Genomic DNA, 13,439 nt, shown 5'->3' on the forward strand with positions numbered 1-13,439 from the left:
TTCAGGCCGGGGGGAAACGATGACCGATCCTTTCGGCAAAGAACACGACCTTGTCGGCCCCGATCCCGAGCCCATCGGGATCGATCCCCAAGGCGAGCTCTTCTTCCAGGACCACATGGACACCTTCATGCGCATCGCCCTCTATCGGCTGCGCAATCTCCATGACGCCGAGGACGCCGTCATGGACGCCGTACTGATCATGCATCGCAAGATCGAACGCATCCGCGCGGCCGACAACCCGACCAGTCTCGCGATCAAGATTCTCAAAAACTGCATCACCGACTACTCCCGCCGCAGCGTACGGATCGCCGACCACGAGCATCTGGTGCCTGAAATGCCCACGAGCTCAACCCTGATGGAGCTGGGCCGGTACGACCAGCTCGACAGGGCGATGGAGGCTCTGGAGGTTCTCTCCCCCCTCCAGGCCCAGTGCGTGCAGCTGCACGATCTGTGCGAGCTGCCCTACACAGAGGTCGCCGAAATCGTCGACATCACCGTGAACGCGGCGAAGACGAACGCGCACCGCGGCCGTAAACAGCTGATGGTGCTGCTCACGGAACTCGCTAAGGAGAAAGGGGCCTCCTGATGCCGGAATACCTCCTGAACCAACAGACCAGGGCTGTCCACGAGAAGGCCGACCCCCGCGCCGACGAGGCCGAGGACGGCCCGGAGGGGCCGGACCAGTCTCTGGGCGGGGCGGGAACGGAGGACGCAGTGGAATTGCTGGCCCGCCAGGCGGAGGCGATCCGCGCGCAGGTCACGCGTCACAGCACCGAGCACTTCATGCAGCGCCTCGCGGCGCGGCTCGCGTCCGACTCCAAGCGGCCCACCCGGGTGCAGTACGCATCCGCGGGGGCGGCCGCCGACGCGGACACCCTCTACCCGGAGGAGATGCCGGAGGTCACCCAGCTGGCACCGCCGACCTCCGGACCGTCCTCACGGACGGCCCGGCCGGACGGGCGGCCGCACCTGCGGCCGCGCTCACGCCGACGGCGCCCCACCCCCATCAACCCCTTCGACCCGAAGGCCAGTCAGTACCTTGCCTTCACCTACGTCACCGAGCTGTGCAGCAACATCCTGCGCTCCGCGGAGATCGACACCCTCGAAGCCTTCGCGGCCGACTACGACGAGGCCGGCGCCCGGACCTTCGGATGCCTGCTCTACAGCCTCGATAAACGGGAGTCGGCGACCTACTGGTGGCGTTTCGCCGCCGGGGCCGGCGACGCGCTCGCCGCGCATCTGCTCGCCGCCCACCACGCAGCGACCGGACCCAACGCCGACTCCCGCGCGTGGAACGCCTTCTCCAGGATGCTCGGCTTCAGGCCGGACCGACATGTACCCCAGCCGGTCCGGCACCGCACCGAACTCGCACCGAACTTCACCCGTGACATCCCCGTTCGGCAAGAAGCCCGCGTCTTCCTGCGTTACCCGCGACTGCCTCTCGGGCTCATGACCCGATAGGCCCACCCACCGCTCGTCAACCTGGCGTCGCCCAGCCCACAAGCAGTCCGACGCCTAGGAGGCATGCCCATGAACAACATCATCGAGAACGTCATCGCGGGCCTCATCGTCACCGCGGTCGCCTGGTGCGTCGCACGGACCTACGGCCGCTGGCGTCGCAAGGAGCACACGGATTAGCCACCGAGGCATCGGCCTTTGACGAACGCCTGATTTCAGCCTGGACAACCGCTGTCCTCAGGCCAGATGACCGGATCTCCCAGCGGTGGAAGCACCGCACAAGTAAGCATACTCAACGAACTCGTACGACTACTGAACGCAACGAAATGGGGGATGATGGCCCGCCAGCCGAACCCGGATCTCACCACCACCCTGACGATGCTCCACACCACCGTCATGCACACGGATCAGAGCATCCGGGACTCGCTCGACAAGAGTGTCGAGAAGCTGGAGTCGGCCGGCCGGTCCGCGCACGAGAAGACGACCAAAGAAGTCGTCGACGAGCTCGGCCGGATGCGCGCGAACTTCCGCGACGTCTACAACAAGCTGAACTCCAACGGGGAATCGCTCAACAGCGCCGTCCGCGATGTGGTGGCCCAACTGCGCACCGAACTGAGGGAAGTCCGCGTCGTACTCGCGGACCTCACCCCACCCGAACCGGCGCCGAACCACGCCACCCCGCCCGCTCCCGCTCCGGCCCTCCAGGAAACAGCCGGCACCGACGGCGAGCGCACCGACCCCGCGACGGCGCCGGTGGCCACCATCACCGAGCCCGACGAGCTACCGGCCGCTTCCCTCCCCACCTCGATCCCCGCGCAGCGCTCCGCCGAGCAGTACCCCTCACCCGACACGGCGCTCCAGGCCGACGCGGTCCGCCAGGCCGTCCGCGAAGTTCTCGCCGAAGACCTCGCCCCCGTGCGCGCCGCACTGGCCGCCGCAAACAGCAGCAGCGACAGCACGACGGGCGACCAGCGTGACGCCACGGACCGACTGCTCGAAGCAGCCGCGGAAGTCAGGCAGGAGGTCAGCTCCGCCGTGGAGAAGGTCCGGTCCGAACTCGCCGTGATGCAACAGGAGATCGCGGGCCTGCGTGCCGCCGTGGAGGAACTGCGCTCACCGCAGGGCACCGACACCGAGACCGCGGCCGCCGAAGTCAGCGCGGAACACAGCACCCTGCTCAAGACGGCGGCCCGCGTCTCCTCCGCCAGCCTGCTGTGCCACCGCGACATCTGGGAGTTCATCACCGCCCACACCGGACGGCACCCCCACTTCCGGGTGCCGCCACGTGTCGCCGACGAAGGAGACGAGCGGATCCGCGCCGCGCTCTCCGGCCGCTCCCTGATTGCCCTGCTGATCAGCCTGCACTCCATCAAGCAGACCGCGAGCGACGGCGACGGCGACCAGGAGCTCGCCGCCACTCTCTACGAGCGGATCGAGGAAAGCCTGTCCGACCTCACCCTCGGCGGCGAACCGGTCACCATCACCCTCGACGACCGCACACCCTCTACCCCGGATGCCGAAAGCCGCAGCGAGGACGATGGCGGGCCCGAAGGCACCCCACCGGCCTCCACGGAACACGCCTCGGAACCCGACGACGAGGCCGGCCCCACCGCCGCGTGAAGGGCATCGCCGCGGGCCTGCCCTTCGGCCATAGCCCCTGCCACGCCATGATTCGCAGCCCAGCGGACTGACGTACGACCGCCGCCGTACCAGAGCCGAGCGCGCCGCCCGGCTCTGGTACGGCGCGCTCGGCTCGGGCCCGCTCGATCACCAGGGCTGGCGGATCCGTCCCTCCTGCTCAGGAACCTAGTACCTGCGATCGACCGTGGTCGATACGCCCACCACCCTCCCGGCCGCCCCGACCGGCTGCGGCAGCAGAACCGTCAGCCCGTCAGCGCCCGGCGCAGCGGCCCGATACACCGTCCGGCCTTCTCCGTCCGCGCCCGGCGCAGCGCGGCGGCGTGGGAGGCGTCGGCCTTGCGGCGGCGCTCGGTGCGGGCCTGCTCGTGCCTCTATGCTGCGCCGGACGGCGACGCCGTCGAGGCGGTGATAGCGCGGCGCCGGGGCGGAGGCCGCTACGCCGACCCGGGCTTCGTCCGCTCCCTCTGGTTACCGTGGCTGTTCACCACCGGGCAGGGCATCGCCTACAGCTCCGCGCGCCGCGACGCGAACGTCTTCGTGCTGATCGTGGGCTGGGCGCCTTCATCTACGCCGGGATGATCGCCCTGTACTTCTTCGCCCGTGCACTCTGGGCCGTCGACGACGACCAGTCCGCTCCGTCCAGCACGGCAGCGCCCGGTCCCGGAGCGCCGGAGCTTCGCACGCCGGAGTCCGACGGCTGATCAGTCGACGACATCAAGGTGAGCCATGGCGTAGCCGCGTTCGTCAGGATGACGTGCCAGGCGTGCCATCACCCACGCGGTCCTGGCGTCCATCCCTTCACCAAAGTCGGCGGCCAGGCGCCGCGCCTGCCACGTAGTGCGCGGGGCGAGCAGCCACCGCACCAGCGGGAACCGGACCCGGCGGCTGGTGTCAGCAGTCGTCCGGGCCACCCCGTCAGGGAAGTCTTCGGAAGCGAGATCAGTGGAGTTCGGGTCGGCCACGACCGCGAGTCTGGCTACGGCCCATACCGCTGGGACGGTCATCAGGCCGGAGATCACCGAAACGGACGGTCCACGTCCTCGCTGTTGACGCGGGGGTGTCAGGCCGACCGCGCTTCGCCCTCGATCCGAACGACTACGAAGAGGTCACCCGCATCCCCGCCGTTTCTCCCGGGCCAGCCCAGTCCTTTGAGCCGCAGTCGCTGCCCGGTTCTTACTCCTGGAGGGATCCGGATCCGATGGGCCGTTTCTGCGGAAACCTCGCCGGTCCCCTGGCAGGACTCGCAACCCTCCGAGTTGTGCGCACCGGATGTAGGGGCGCAGGCCGGGCAGGGCTTCCGGTCGGTGAGGAGGAGCTGTGTGACGGCACCGAAGGTCGCGATCCGCGGGCTCACCGCGGATCGGACGTATCTGTCCGGCCCGCGAGTGGGCAAGTCTTCGTCGAAGTACCGCCGGTCGATCTCACGGAGAGCAAGCATGGCCTCGAAGGCGTCGGCCAGGCGGTCGGCCGGGTCCTTGGCCAGGAGCCGGGTGACGAGCGCCGCCAGCTCCGACGGGGTGTCGAGCCGAAGCTTGAGCAATGGAGCCGGCTGCTTGTTGAGGTGCTGATTGATCAGGTGCCAGGAAGTCCCCGTGAAAGGTGGATGCCCGGTGATCATCTCGTAGAGCATGCATCCGAGGGAGTACAGGTCGGAGCGGTGGTCGAAGCTGCCGTTGAAGCACTCGGGCGCCATGTAGGCCGGGGTGCCGATCAGAACACCGCTGGTGGTGATGTCATGTCGGGCATCGCTGCTCTTGGTGATGCCGAAGTCGACGACCGTCGCCGTGCCGTTGGGGCGGACGATGATGTTCGACGGCTTGATGTCACGGTGGGTCAGGCCAGCCTGATGCGCGGTCCCGAGAGCGTCGGCGACACAGGCCGCCGTGCGCAGGACCTCGGGCAGGGGCAGTCGCCCGCCTTCCAACACCACACTGAGCGGCTTTCCTCGAAGCAGCTCCATCACCAGGTAGGCGTACTGTCGGCCGTTCTGCAGCGCGGAGCCGAAGTCGTGCACGGTGACGATGTTCGGGTGAGACAGACCGCCGGCCACCGCAGCCTCGCGGGCGAACCGAGCCACCTGCCGGTCGTTGTCCGCGCTGCCGTCACCGGTAAGGACCTTGACCGCCACCAACCGGTCGACCTTGGGGTCGTGCGCCTTCCACACCTGGCCGAACCCGCCCGCACCGATGGGCTCGATCAGCCGGTAGCGCCCGTCCAGCACGGCCCCTGCTTGCACGACTCCCCCTCTTCCAGCAGCCACCGCGTCAGCAGCGCACGGTGTACCAGGCGTGTACCCGTCACGCTACGCCGTGACAACCACCAGTAACAGGGGGTGCTGGTCGGCTCAGGCCGTGTCGCGCAGTGCAGCCGACTGGGAGACGTCGGCCTGCGTCCCGGACTCCCGGGCCGCGCGCTCTTGCCGGGCCCGGCCCAGGGCGGCGGCCTCGGTGGCGGCGGCCTGGCGGCGGCGCTGTGCCCGGGTCGACTCGATCGAGGCCGGCGCGTCGTCCGGGACGACGTCCGGCTCGGGGAACGCGCGGCGGCTCAGCTCCCGCATCGCGGCGGTCTGCCGCTCCACCGCTTCGGCGATGGCCGGGTCAACCCGGGACGGCCGGACGGCCTGGCGGTGGGCCTCGATGGCGCGACGGTAGCCGTCCGGCGGGGTCCGTCGCTGCACCGGAGCGGCGAGCACGGTCTGCGGAGCCGGGTCGTCGGCCGCCGTGGCGGGGCCGGCCTTCACGGGTGCGGGCGCCAGGACGTTCAGCGTGCGGACGTTCGCGCCGCGCACCTTCTCGTTGGCGGCCGCGACCAGCTTCGGCGCGCTCCAGCGCAGCTTCGTGCCGTACGCGGGGGCGTCGGGGGCGACGTCCAGGCGGCCGGTGTCCGCGTCGAACTTCACGGCCTGGACGTGACCGGCGAGCTCCGGCGCGGCCGCGGCGAGGATGTCGTCGAACTGCGCCAGGACGCTGCCGCCGGCGGCCGGGGCGCCCATGCCGCGCTCGGTCATCATCATGCTGATCGCGCTGCCGAGCCCGAGCGGCTCGCGGCCGTCGCGGCGTACAACCGCGCCGGTGCGCCGCTTCGGCTTCTCCTTCCGGGCGGCCCCGTTCTTCCGTGCCGCTTCCCGGGCCGCGACCAGGGCCTGGCGCGCGAGGTCGACCCCGCTCAGCTCGGTGCTCACGCGATCACCGCCCCGGCCGCCTCGCAGGCCAGCGGGCGCTCGGCGAGCTCCGGCAGCCGGTCCGTCCACGGCGCGGCCGCGGCCGTCTCGGTGGGGGCGGCGGTCTGCTCGCGCAGCTGTTTCAGCCGCATCGCCAGCAAGTACCCGGCCACCCGTCCCCGGGCCGCGTCGGCGGCCTTCGTCGCGGCGGCGACGGCGTCCGCACCGTGCGGGTGGCGCCGGTACCAGCGGCGGCCCTGCTCGGTCTGGTACGCCCGCTGTGCCTCCGCTTCAGCGTCCTCGGACCGGGCCAGCCGGCGCAGCGCCGCCTCGCGACGCTCGTCCCGGATCCGCCGTGCCACCTGCGATGCGGTGTGGGCCAGCACGTCCGGGTTGGCATCCTGGCCGCAGGCACGCTCGCATGCCGCCGCCAGCAGAGTCCGGGTGTCCGGCTCGCACTGCTCGATCATCGCCCTGACCGCGTCGGGGTCCGTGAGGTCGGCCCGTGCGGCGACGGCCAGCTCGACCGCCTCCCGGATGAGAGCCTCCGTGTTGCGCGCCAGCTCCTCGGTGCGCCGGCGGGAGGTGCACTGCGGGCACAGACTCGCCGATTCCGGCAGGCCGCAGTCCTCGCACGGCAGCATCCCTCGTGTCAGCCAGGCCGCCTCCGCCGCCTGCCGCTCGCGCTCCGCCCTCTCCCTGGCAGCCGCACGGGCGGCATCCCGGCGCGCCCGCTCGACGGCGGCCTGCTCGCGCCGCCGCACCAGGTCCGCCGCCTCGGCTGTTGCGTGCTCGCGCAGCCGCTCCTCGAGGACGCGCCGCCGCTCTCCGTCGGACAGGCCGGGCAGCTCCTTGTCGATCTCAGCAGCGGTCTTCGCGCGACGGGCACGGCGGATGTGGACCACGTTGCCGCACATCTCGCAGTCAGCGCCGGTGTCCAGCCGGATTCCGTCGTCGCAGCGCCGGTCTGTGCACGCCTGGCGCTGCACCAGGCCACGCCGCGTCAGCCACGGGAACGGGCGGTCGACCAAGGCCTCGCCGCCGGTCTCCTTCAGCCGGTCGGTGAGCCGGTCGGCCAGCAGCCGCGGCCCGCCGCCCTGGTGCTCCAGCAGGCCCTCCAGCCGCTTGATCTCCGCCTCCGCGGCCGCCTGCACCTGGTCCTGCTGCCAGCCGGAAAGCTGCACCCACAGCCCCGCGACAGGCCCCAGTGCCACCTGCAGAGCAGGACGAGCCGGAAGGCCCACCCTCCGCTGCTGCTGCGCCTTGTCCCAGCCCACGGCCTTCGCCTGGCCACTGGCAACAGCTCCGGCAGCACGCTGCCCACCCTGCTCATCGACCGGGGACTCCTTCGGCTTTTCCCCGCGAAGCGGGCCGCCCTCGGCCACCGGCGACCCGCTCCCGGCAATGGCGCTCTCGCCGTCGGCGGCCTGTTCCTCACCCGCGCACGCGCGCTCCGGCCGACGGCCTTCAGCCCCACGGCCTTCGCCGGAAAAGCCATAAGAGAGCTGCGGGGGAACGACGGGAGTAACCAGGTGAGGGTGGTCAGTGTGAAGGGCTGCCGCAACGTCGGGCTCTGCAACATCCGCCTCATCCGTCACCGGCACGCCGCTGACCTGGGGTTCCGTCGCCAGGCTGGGCGCCTCACTAGGCCCTGCCGCAACATCGGGGTCTGAAAACTCGGGCTCGAGGGCCTCCGCGCGGTCCTCCTGGACATCGTCGGCGACCGTGCGGCCGTGCGCGGCAGCGACCGCCGGCACCATCAGCCGCGACCGGTTCGCCAGCCCGGAGCCCGTCTTGAGCCGCACCCGCAGCACCAGCTCCCGGTCCTCCAGGCGCTCCAGCACCCGCTCCCCCGCCGACGCCGAGCAGCCCAGCAGCCGGGCCACCGTCGCCGCCGCCCGGCCGCGCTTGGTGTCCACCGTCCCGCCGCACTGCCGTACCCGCCCGGTCTCCCGCGCCTCCAGCACCAGCATCAGCAGCGCCAGACGGTCCGTCGCCGCTCCTCGACCGGTACGTGTACCGATCAGCCCGGCCGGAGTGACCCGGCCGTCCTTGTGCTTCCAGCCCGGCGCCATCACGGCCTCCATCAGCCGCTGCAGCGTCGCGTACTCCTTCTTCGCCAGATTCAGCGGGTGCCCGACGACGTCCTGCGCCGCCCACAGAGGCAGCACCTTGCACTTCAGGCCGATGTCCTCGCGGTACTCGCCCTTCTCGGTGTCCACCGACACCACGCCCGAGCCGCGCAGCCCCGACACCACCTCAGACGCCGTGTACGACGCCGACAGCCCGAGCCACCGGCCCAACTCCGAGGTATGGATCTTCACGACACCGGTCTCCGAGGGCGTCCGCGACGCCAGCACCAGCACCGCCAGACGCACCGCGTCCGGTGCACCGTCCAGGCCGGCCAGGTCCAGCAGCGTGCGCACCGCGCCACCCAGACGGGCGCGGGCATCCCGCCCGAGCGACAGCGGATGACCCGCGGCCCGCTCCGGGACCGGCCCGGCAGGGATGGGCAACTCCGTACGGGGGCGCACGAACGCGGCGGCCCGTGCCGCCACGGCGCTCATCGGCCCACCGCCGTGACCACAGCGGCGGCCACCGCCAGGACCGAGGTCATCTTCGTCATCGGGCAGGTGTACACGCCAAAGCGGACACCCCCCGCAACAGGCAAAACGCGTGCTTCGTGATCCATCCGCCGAGCCTGCGATACGCGGCCTGTGGACAGAGCCCGCTCAGCCCGAATCACCCCCCGCGCTCCCGCACGGCGGGCACCAACTTCAGATCGCGTCCCGCCACACGGGACGGCACCCTCGCGGACACCGCCGTCGACGGACTTGTCGATGAACTCCGAGAGCGGGTGCATGGGCCGGGCGGCCGACGCCGCGACCGTGCCCGGCGAGCCCGCCCCGAAAGCACTGCTCTTGTAGCTTCCTACCGGAAATCCAACTTCCGGTACGGAACGGAAAAAGAGGGACGAAAGGTACGCCGATCCCGTCACACGAGACGATCGCCACGCCTGAACCGGGGTGAAACGGGCAAGGCCAAGCTGACAAGGGGACACCACTTCGGGCACTATGAGAACGACCGCCTTGATGTATCACTCGGCGTATCACCGAGTGAGTTTCAGCAGATGGGTGGACGCGCCCCCTCCGTGAGGAGCGGGCGGACATCGAACAGGTGAGTGGGGACCTCCCTTCCTCGCGGTTCGGTGGGCGATACGTCGGCCGTTGTCAGCGACCGGTGTGTTGCTTTGTGATGCGCCGGCCCTGTCAGGCCGGGGTGTTGCGTGGCCCTTGTCAAAGGGGCCGACCCGCTTGTCGAAGGCGGGGTTTTGCTGGGATGTGGCTCGATGAGCCGAAGCTCGCAACCGGGTGTCAAGCCGGGACCGAGCAGCCGATCCGGGGTGTCAAGCCCGGTCGGAGCGAAGGGCCGCGCGAGGCAGTGGATTGTCAGTCCGCTTTCTGGCGCGCGGCCGGTGGCGGTTACGTCACCCCGACCCCCTCGAATCCGAAGGTGGAGTCGGCGTGCCGGAAAACAGGTACGAAGTCAGTCCTCACCGGGCACCTCCTTGGCGGCGGCCGGGTACTTCCCGGCCAGCCGACGGAGGAAGTGTGCGTACTTCAGGCGATTGCTTCGGTGGGGCTTTGTGAGTCCCGCCTCCCACCGCGCGACGGCGACGCGCTTGACGCCGATGGCGCGGGCGACTTCCTCCTGGGTGAGCCCGGCGGCGACTCGCAGCTGCTGCCGAACGCGAGGCGAAGGGAGGGTACCGGCATCCACCAGAGCATCGATGCGACGCAGCGGATCCGACATCGCGCCCTCCAACCTAGAAAACAGTTCCTGAAAAGATACATGAAGTGATCTCCGGAACTGCACTCCGTTCGACGCCCGGTAGTGTCCGTAGCCGTGCCCCGCGTGGTGTTCTTCGATCTGGACGGCACGCTGGCCGACCGACAGTCGGCGCTCAGCGACGCCGTGACCAGCCTGTGTCGTTCCCGCGCGCTCTCCGCAGATGCCGAACAGTGGCTGCGCACCGCGCTGGCAGAGCGCGCAACCGCCGACGACTTCGCCCGGCTGCAGAAAGCCTTCGGCCTCAAGGCGTCGGCCGCGGACCTGTGGCAGGAATACGTCGACCTCATGGCCGCCGCAGTCACCTGCCGCCCCGAGGTACTCGAGGGCCTGGCCCGTCTGCGCGCGGCTGCATGGACGATCGGCGTTATCACCAACGGGGCCAGCGACATCCAACGCGCCAAACTCGCCGGGACTGGTCTCGCCCCCCTGGTCGACGGCGTCGCCGCCTCGGGCGACCTGGAGATCCGCAAGCCGGACCGGCGCCTCTTCGAACTCGGGGCTACCCGGTGCGGCGTCAGCCTCGCGGACGACGGCTGGATGGTCGGCGACAACCCTGCCGGAGACATCGGCGGCGGCCACCAGGCCGGCCTGCGCACCATCTGGCTGCGCGGACGCCCCTGGCCCCACGGACTTGCTTACGCGCACCACGTCGTCGACGACGTCACCGACGCCATCGCCATCCTGCTCAACGAGACGGAGTAGCACCGTGGACCAGCCGACTGTCGGCATCCTCCACCCCGGCAGCATGGGCGCCGCTGTCGCCGCCTGTGCCGTGACGAACGCGGCCGCGGTCCTGTGGTGCGAGACCGGGCGCAGCACCGCATCCGTGGAGCGCGCTGCCGGGTTCGGGTTGACGCCCGTGGTCACGGTGGCCGAGCTGCTGGACCGCAGCGACATCGTCATCAGTCTCTGCCCGCCGGCCGCTGCCGAAGACCTGGCCCGCGACGTCGCCGGGCACCGCTTCACCGGGGTGTACGTGGAGGCGAACGCCATCAACCCCGAGCGAATGAAGCGGATCGCCGCGCTGCTCGAACACGGCGCGGCAGTCGTGGACGGCGGTGTCGTCGGCTCCCCGCCGGTCGGCGGCAAGACCTCCACGTTGTACCTGTCCGGCCCGGCCGATGCGACCGAGCGCATCGAGGCGCTGTTCGCGGGCACCGCCGTCCGAACGGCATTGCTGGGCACGGATGTCGGGAAGGCATCCGCGCTGAAGTTGTCGTACACCAGCTTCCAGAAGACCAGCCGAGTGCTGGTGGCGCTCGCGGTCGGCATGGCTCGCGAGCACGGCGTCGACCAGGAGCTCATCGAGGTCGCCTCCCGGCGCACCGACTCGTACCTCTCCGAGCCGCAGTACGTCGCCAAAACCGCCGCGCGCGCTTGGCGCTGGGGCCCGGAGCTGGAGGAAGCTGCCGACGCGCTCGCGGTCGCTGGCCTTCCACCGGAGATGCTGCGTGCGGCCGCGTCCACGCTGGCACGGTGGAACGACGCCAAGGACGACGACGAGCTCACGCTCACCGACGCCTTGGACCTACTCGCCCAGCCGTAGCCCGTGCTCATGGCGTCGCCGCTCCCGCCCGCTGCGCCAGCAGCTGGTCGATGAGCTGCGCCGCATCCTGCGGAGCCGACGCCGTGGTGTCCACGGTCAGGTCCCAGACCATGCCCTGGTGCGCGTCCAGGTCCTCGCGGGTCGCGTCCCACGCCGCCAGGCGCGCCGTGGTGTCGCTGTCGCCGCGCCCCGCCGACCGCTGCTCGGTCACCTCGCGCGGGCACCACAGCAGCACCACCGACCAGTCGGCCGGGTAACAGTCGATCAGCGCTCGGATGCCGTCGACCTGCCCGAGGTGAACCACGGGCACCCCGGCCGCGAACGCGGCGTCGACGCCGGGTCGGTCGATCGCGTACGTGTTGCCGTACCGAGTGTTCGCGTAGACGACGTCGCCCGCGGCCTCGAGCTCGCGCAGTTGCTCCGCCGTGCCCATCCGGTAGCCGTCCGACTTGCCCGTCCCGACCTTGAGCCGTGCGAACTGCCCATACCTGGAGTCAAGTTCGCTGAGCGCGGTGGTGACGGTGTCCTTGCCCGAGGCCGGCGGGCCGTAGAGGATCACGCCCTGCTTCGCCGTCACGCGTACATCGCCCCCATCGCCTGCCGGGCCTGGTCCGCGAGCGTCACCGCGGTCCCCAGCCGGTTGTCGACGACCAGGTGCGGCACCGCCGGGCGCAGCTCCAGGTCGATCGTGGCCATGTACTCATCCCACCGCTGGAGCTTCCATGCATCGCGGGCAGCCGATCGGAAGGTGATGTACTCGCGCATCGACTCCTCATCGCACCGCACCCACACGGGAAAGACGTCAACGCCCATGGATGCGGCTCGATTCGACAGGCGCTGCATCCAGTCCGGGTCGGTCATCTCCGCGATGAACGGAGCGGTCAACACGGTGGAGATGCCGCACTTGATGTTGGCCATGGCCGACTGCATCAGGCAGTCGTACTCCACCGGCCGGACCTGCGACCGGTAGAGATCGGTGTGCCGGTCGTTCGCGTCGCCGCCCAGCGCGACCAGGAGGCGCTCCACGAGTGGACGGGTGAGCGGGTCCTTGTCGAGCAGCGGCCAGCCGGTGAGCTGAACGAAGAAGCGGGCAAGCTCCGTTTTCCCACTGCCAGCGAACCCACCGACGAGGATCAAGACGGGCCGGTGCGGGTCACCACCGGTATGCCTCCGCTTCCATGCGTCGATGATGCGCTGCTGCAGCGCGAAGTGGTCGGCATCGTCGCTGCCGGGCGCGATGCGGTGGATCGCCCGCTCAACAGCGAGGACATGGGCGCCGTTGAGGCGGTCGTCCATCGGCGTCAGCGCGAAGGAGGTCTCTTCTCCCGGCAACGCCGCTCGGAAGCCGAGATCGGGTTCGGTCGCGCGGTAGAGGAGGCAGTAAGCGCGTCGATAGTGCGGGCCCGGGTAGACCTCCCCCTGCTCGTGCTGCCACAAAGTCTGAGGATTCGCAGCCGGAATGCCCTTGAGCCTGGCTCGTTCAGCAACTTCCCGGAGCCGTTCGCCAGCCTTCTCCAAAGTCAGGCCGTGGGCCTCGCGCTGCTCCCGCAGCCGGTCTGGCCTCCACCCAGCTCGCTGCTTCCCCACCCTTTGACCCTCCGTCATCATCATGGCCGCGAGCCTAGGGCTCGGGCTGCAAATCGCATGTATACGCGGATGTTGAAAACGCGTGAATGGCGGTGCGTACGAGCTTGGACAAGCCGCTGTGATGGTTCGTTCCGCCTGGCCCGAGTGTGATGGCCCTCACGAGATCATCAGCCGACGGGAGGGGCGCCATGGCAC

The 13,439-nt window shown here is 70.2% G+C and carries 13 protein-coding genes; 6 read left to right on the forward strand and 7 right to left on the reverse strand.

Going from position 1 to position 13,439, the window contains the following annotated elements:
* The first annotated feature begins 19 nt into the window (after positions 1-19).
* From HEP81_RS40500 to HEP81_RS40520, 4 genes are all read left to right on the forward strand, one after another.
* On the forward strand, positions 20-586 hold the full coding sequence (locus HEP81_RS40500) for an RNA polymerase sigma factor (RefSeq protein ID WP_078967577.1): 567 nt from the start codon (positions 20-22) through the stop codon (positions 584-586).
* Positions 586-1,461 (forward strand): hypothetical protein, encoded by an 876-nt coding sequence (locus HEP81_RS40505; protein ID WP_037660418.1) that lies wholly within the window; start codon positions 586-588, stop codon positions 1,459-1,461. The genes HEP81_RS40500 and HEP81_RS40505 overlap by 1 nt, the downstream gene beginning before the upstream one ends.
* 330 nt (positions 1,462-1,791) lie before the next feature.
* On the forward strand, positions 1,792-3,078 hold the full coding sequence (locus HEP81_RS42055; protein WP_243279866.1) for a hypothetical protein: 1,287 nt from the start codon (positions 1,792-1,794) through the stop codon (positions 3,076-3,078).
* A gap of 357 nt (positions 3,079-3,435) precedes the next feature.
* Positions 3,436-3,678: a hypothetical protein gene (locus HEP81_RS40520; RefSeq protein ID WP_037660420.1), complete on the forward strand. Its 243-nt coding sequence runs from the start codon at positions 3,436-3,438 to the stop codon at positions 3,676-3,678.
* A gap of 122 nt (positions 3,679-3,800) precedes the next feature.
* Here the strand turns inward: HEP81_RS40520 and HEP81_RS40525 are convergent, their stop codons facing one another.
* From HEP81_RS40525 to HEP81_RS40545, 5 genes are all read right to left on the reverse strand, one after another.
* Entirely contained in the window at positions 3,801-4,061 is a 261-nt protein-coding gene (locus HEP81_RS40525; protein WP_243279867.1) for a hypothetical protein, read from the reverse strand.
* Positions 4,062-4,159: 98 nt separating this feature from the next.
* Positions 4,160-5,359: a protein kinase domain-containing protein gene (locus HEP81_RS40530; protein WP_243279868.1), complete on the reverse strand. Its 1,200-nt coding sequence runs from the start codon at positions 5,357-5,359 to the stop codon at positions 4,160-4,162.
* A gap of 84 nt (positions 5,360-5,443) precedes the next feature.
* Positions 5,444-6,280, reverse strand: a complete 837-nt coding sequence (locus tag HEP81_RS40535; protein ID WP_078967578.1) for a DciA family protein — start codon at positions 6,278-6,280, stop codon at positions 5,444-5,446.
* The gene (locus HEP81_RS42270; protein WP_051850463.1) at positions 6,277-8,826 is read right to left on the reverse strand and encodes a hypothetical protein; all 2,550 of its coding nucleotides are present in this window, start codon (positions 8,824-8,826) and stop codon (positions 6,277-6,279) included. The genes HEP81_RS40535 and HEP81_RS42270 overlap by 4 nt, the downstream gene beginning before the upstream one ends.
* 979 nt (positions 8,827-9,805) lie before the next feature.
* Positions 9,806-10,072 carry a helix-turn-helix transcriptional regulator gene (locus HEP81_RS40545; RefSeq protein ID WP_037660544.1) on the reverse strand — a complete coding sequence of 89 codons (267 nt, stop codon included), beginning with the start codon at positions 10,070-10,072 and terminating at the stop codon, positions 9,806-9,808.
* 105 nt (positions 10,073-10,177) lie between these two features.
* On the opposite strand from HEP81_RS40545, the gene HEP81_RS40550 reads away from it, so the two are divergent.
* Positions 10,178-10,813, forward strand: a complete 636-nt coding sequence (locus tag HEP81_RS40550; protein ID WP_421673965.1) for an HAD family hydrolase — start codon at positions 10,178-10,180, stop codon at positions 10,811-10,813.
* Between the two features lie 4 nt (positions 10,814-10,817).
* Positions 10,818-11,657, forward strand: a complete 840-nt coding sequence (locus HEP81_RS40555; RefSeq protein WP_037660423.1) for an NAD(P)-dependent oxidoreductase — start codon at positions 10,818-10,820, stop codon at positions 11,655-11,657.
* 7 nt (positions 11,658-11,664) lie between these two features.
* Here the strand turns inward: HEP81_RS40555 and HEP81_RS40560 are convergent, their stop codons facing one another.
* Positions 11,665-12,234, reverse strand: a complete 570-nt coding sequence (locus HEP81_RS40560) for a phosphotransferase-like protein (protein ID WP_037660425.1) — start codon at positions 12,232-12,234, stop codon at positions 11,665-11,667.
* The gene (locus HEP81_RS40565) at positions 12,231-13,268 is read right to left on the reverse strand and encodes an AAA family ATPase (protein WP_078967580.1); all 1,038 of its coding nucleotides are present in this window, start codon (positions 13,266-13,268) and stop codon (positions 12,231-12,233) included. Before HEP81_RS40565 ends, HEP81_RS40560 begins: the two co-directional genes overlap by 4 nt.
* Positions 13,269-13,439: the final 171 nt, after the last annotated feature.

The organism is Streptomyces griseofuscus, from assembly GCF_014673495.1.
In the GTDB taxonomy this organism is placed as follows: domain Bacteria; phylum Actinomycetota; class Actinomycetes; order Streptomycetales; family Streptomycetaceae; genus Streptomyces; species Streptomyces murinus.

Excerpts from the sequence above, each read along its gene's own strand:
- HEP81_RS40500 (WP_078967577.1), top strand. The coding sequence starts at position 20 with ATGACCGATCCTTTCGGCAAAGAACACGACCTTGTCGGCCCCGATCCC.
- HEP81_RS40505 (WP_037660418.1), top strand. The coding sequence starts at position 586 with ATGCCGGAATACCTCCTGAACCAACAGACCAGGGCTGTCCACGAGAAG.
- HEP81_RS42055 (WP_243279866.1), top strand. The coding sequence starts at position 1,792 with ATGATGGCCCGCCAGCCGAACCCGGATCTCACCACCACCCTGACGATG.
- HEP81_RS42270 (WP_051850463.1), bottom strand. The coding sequence starts at position 8,826 with ATGAGCGCCGTGGCGGCACGGGCCGCCGCGTTCGTGCGCCCCCGTACG.
- HEP81_RS40545 (WP_037660544.1), bottom strand. The coding sequence starts at position 10,072 with ATGTCGGATCCGCTGCGTCGCATCGATGCTCTGGTGGATGCCGGTACC.
- HEP81_RS40565 (WP_078967580.1), bottom strand. The coding sequence starts at position 13,268 with ATGATGATGACGGAGGGTCAAAGGGTGGGGAAGCAGCGAGCTGGGTGG.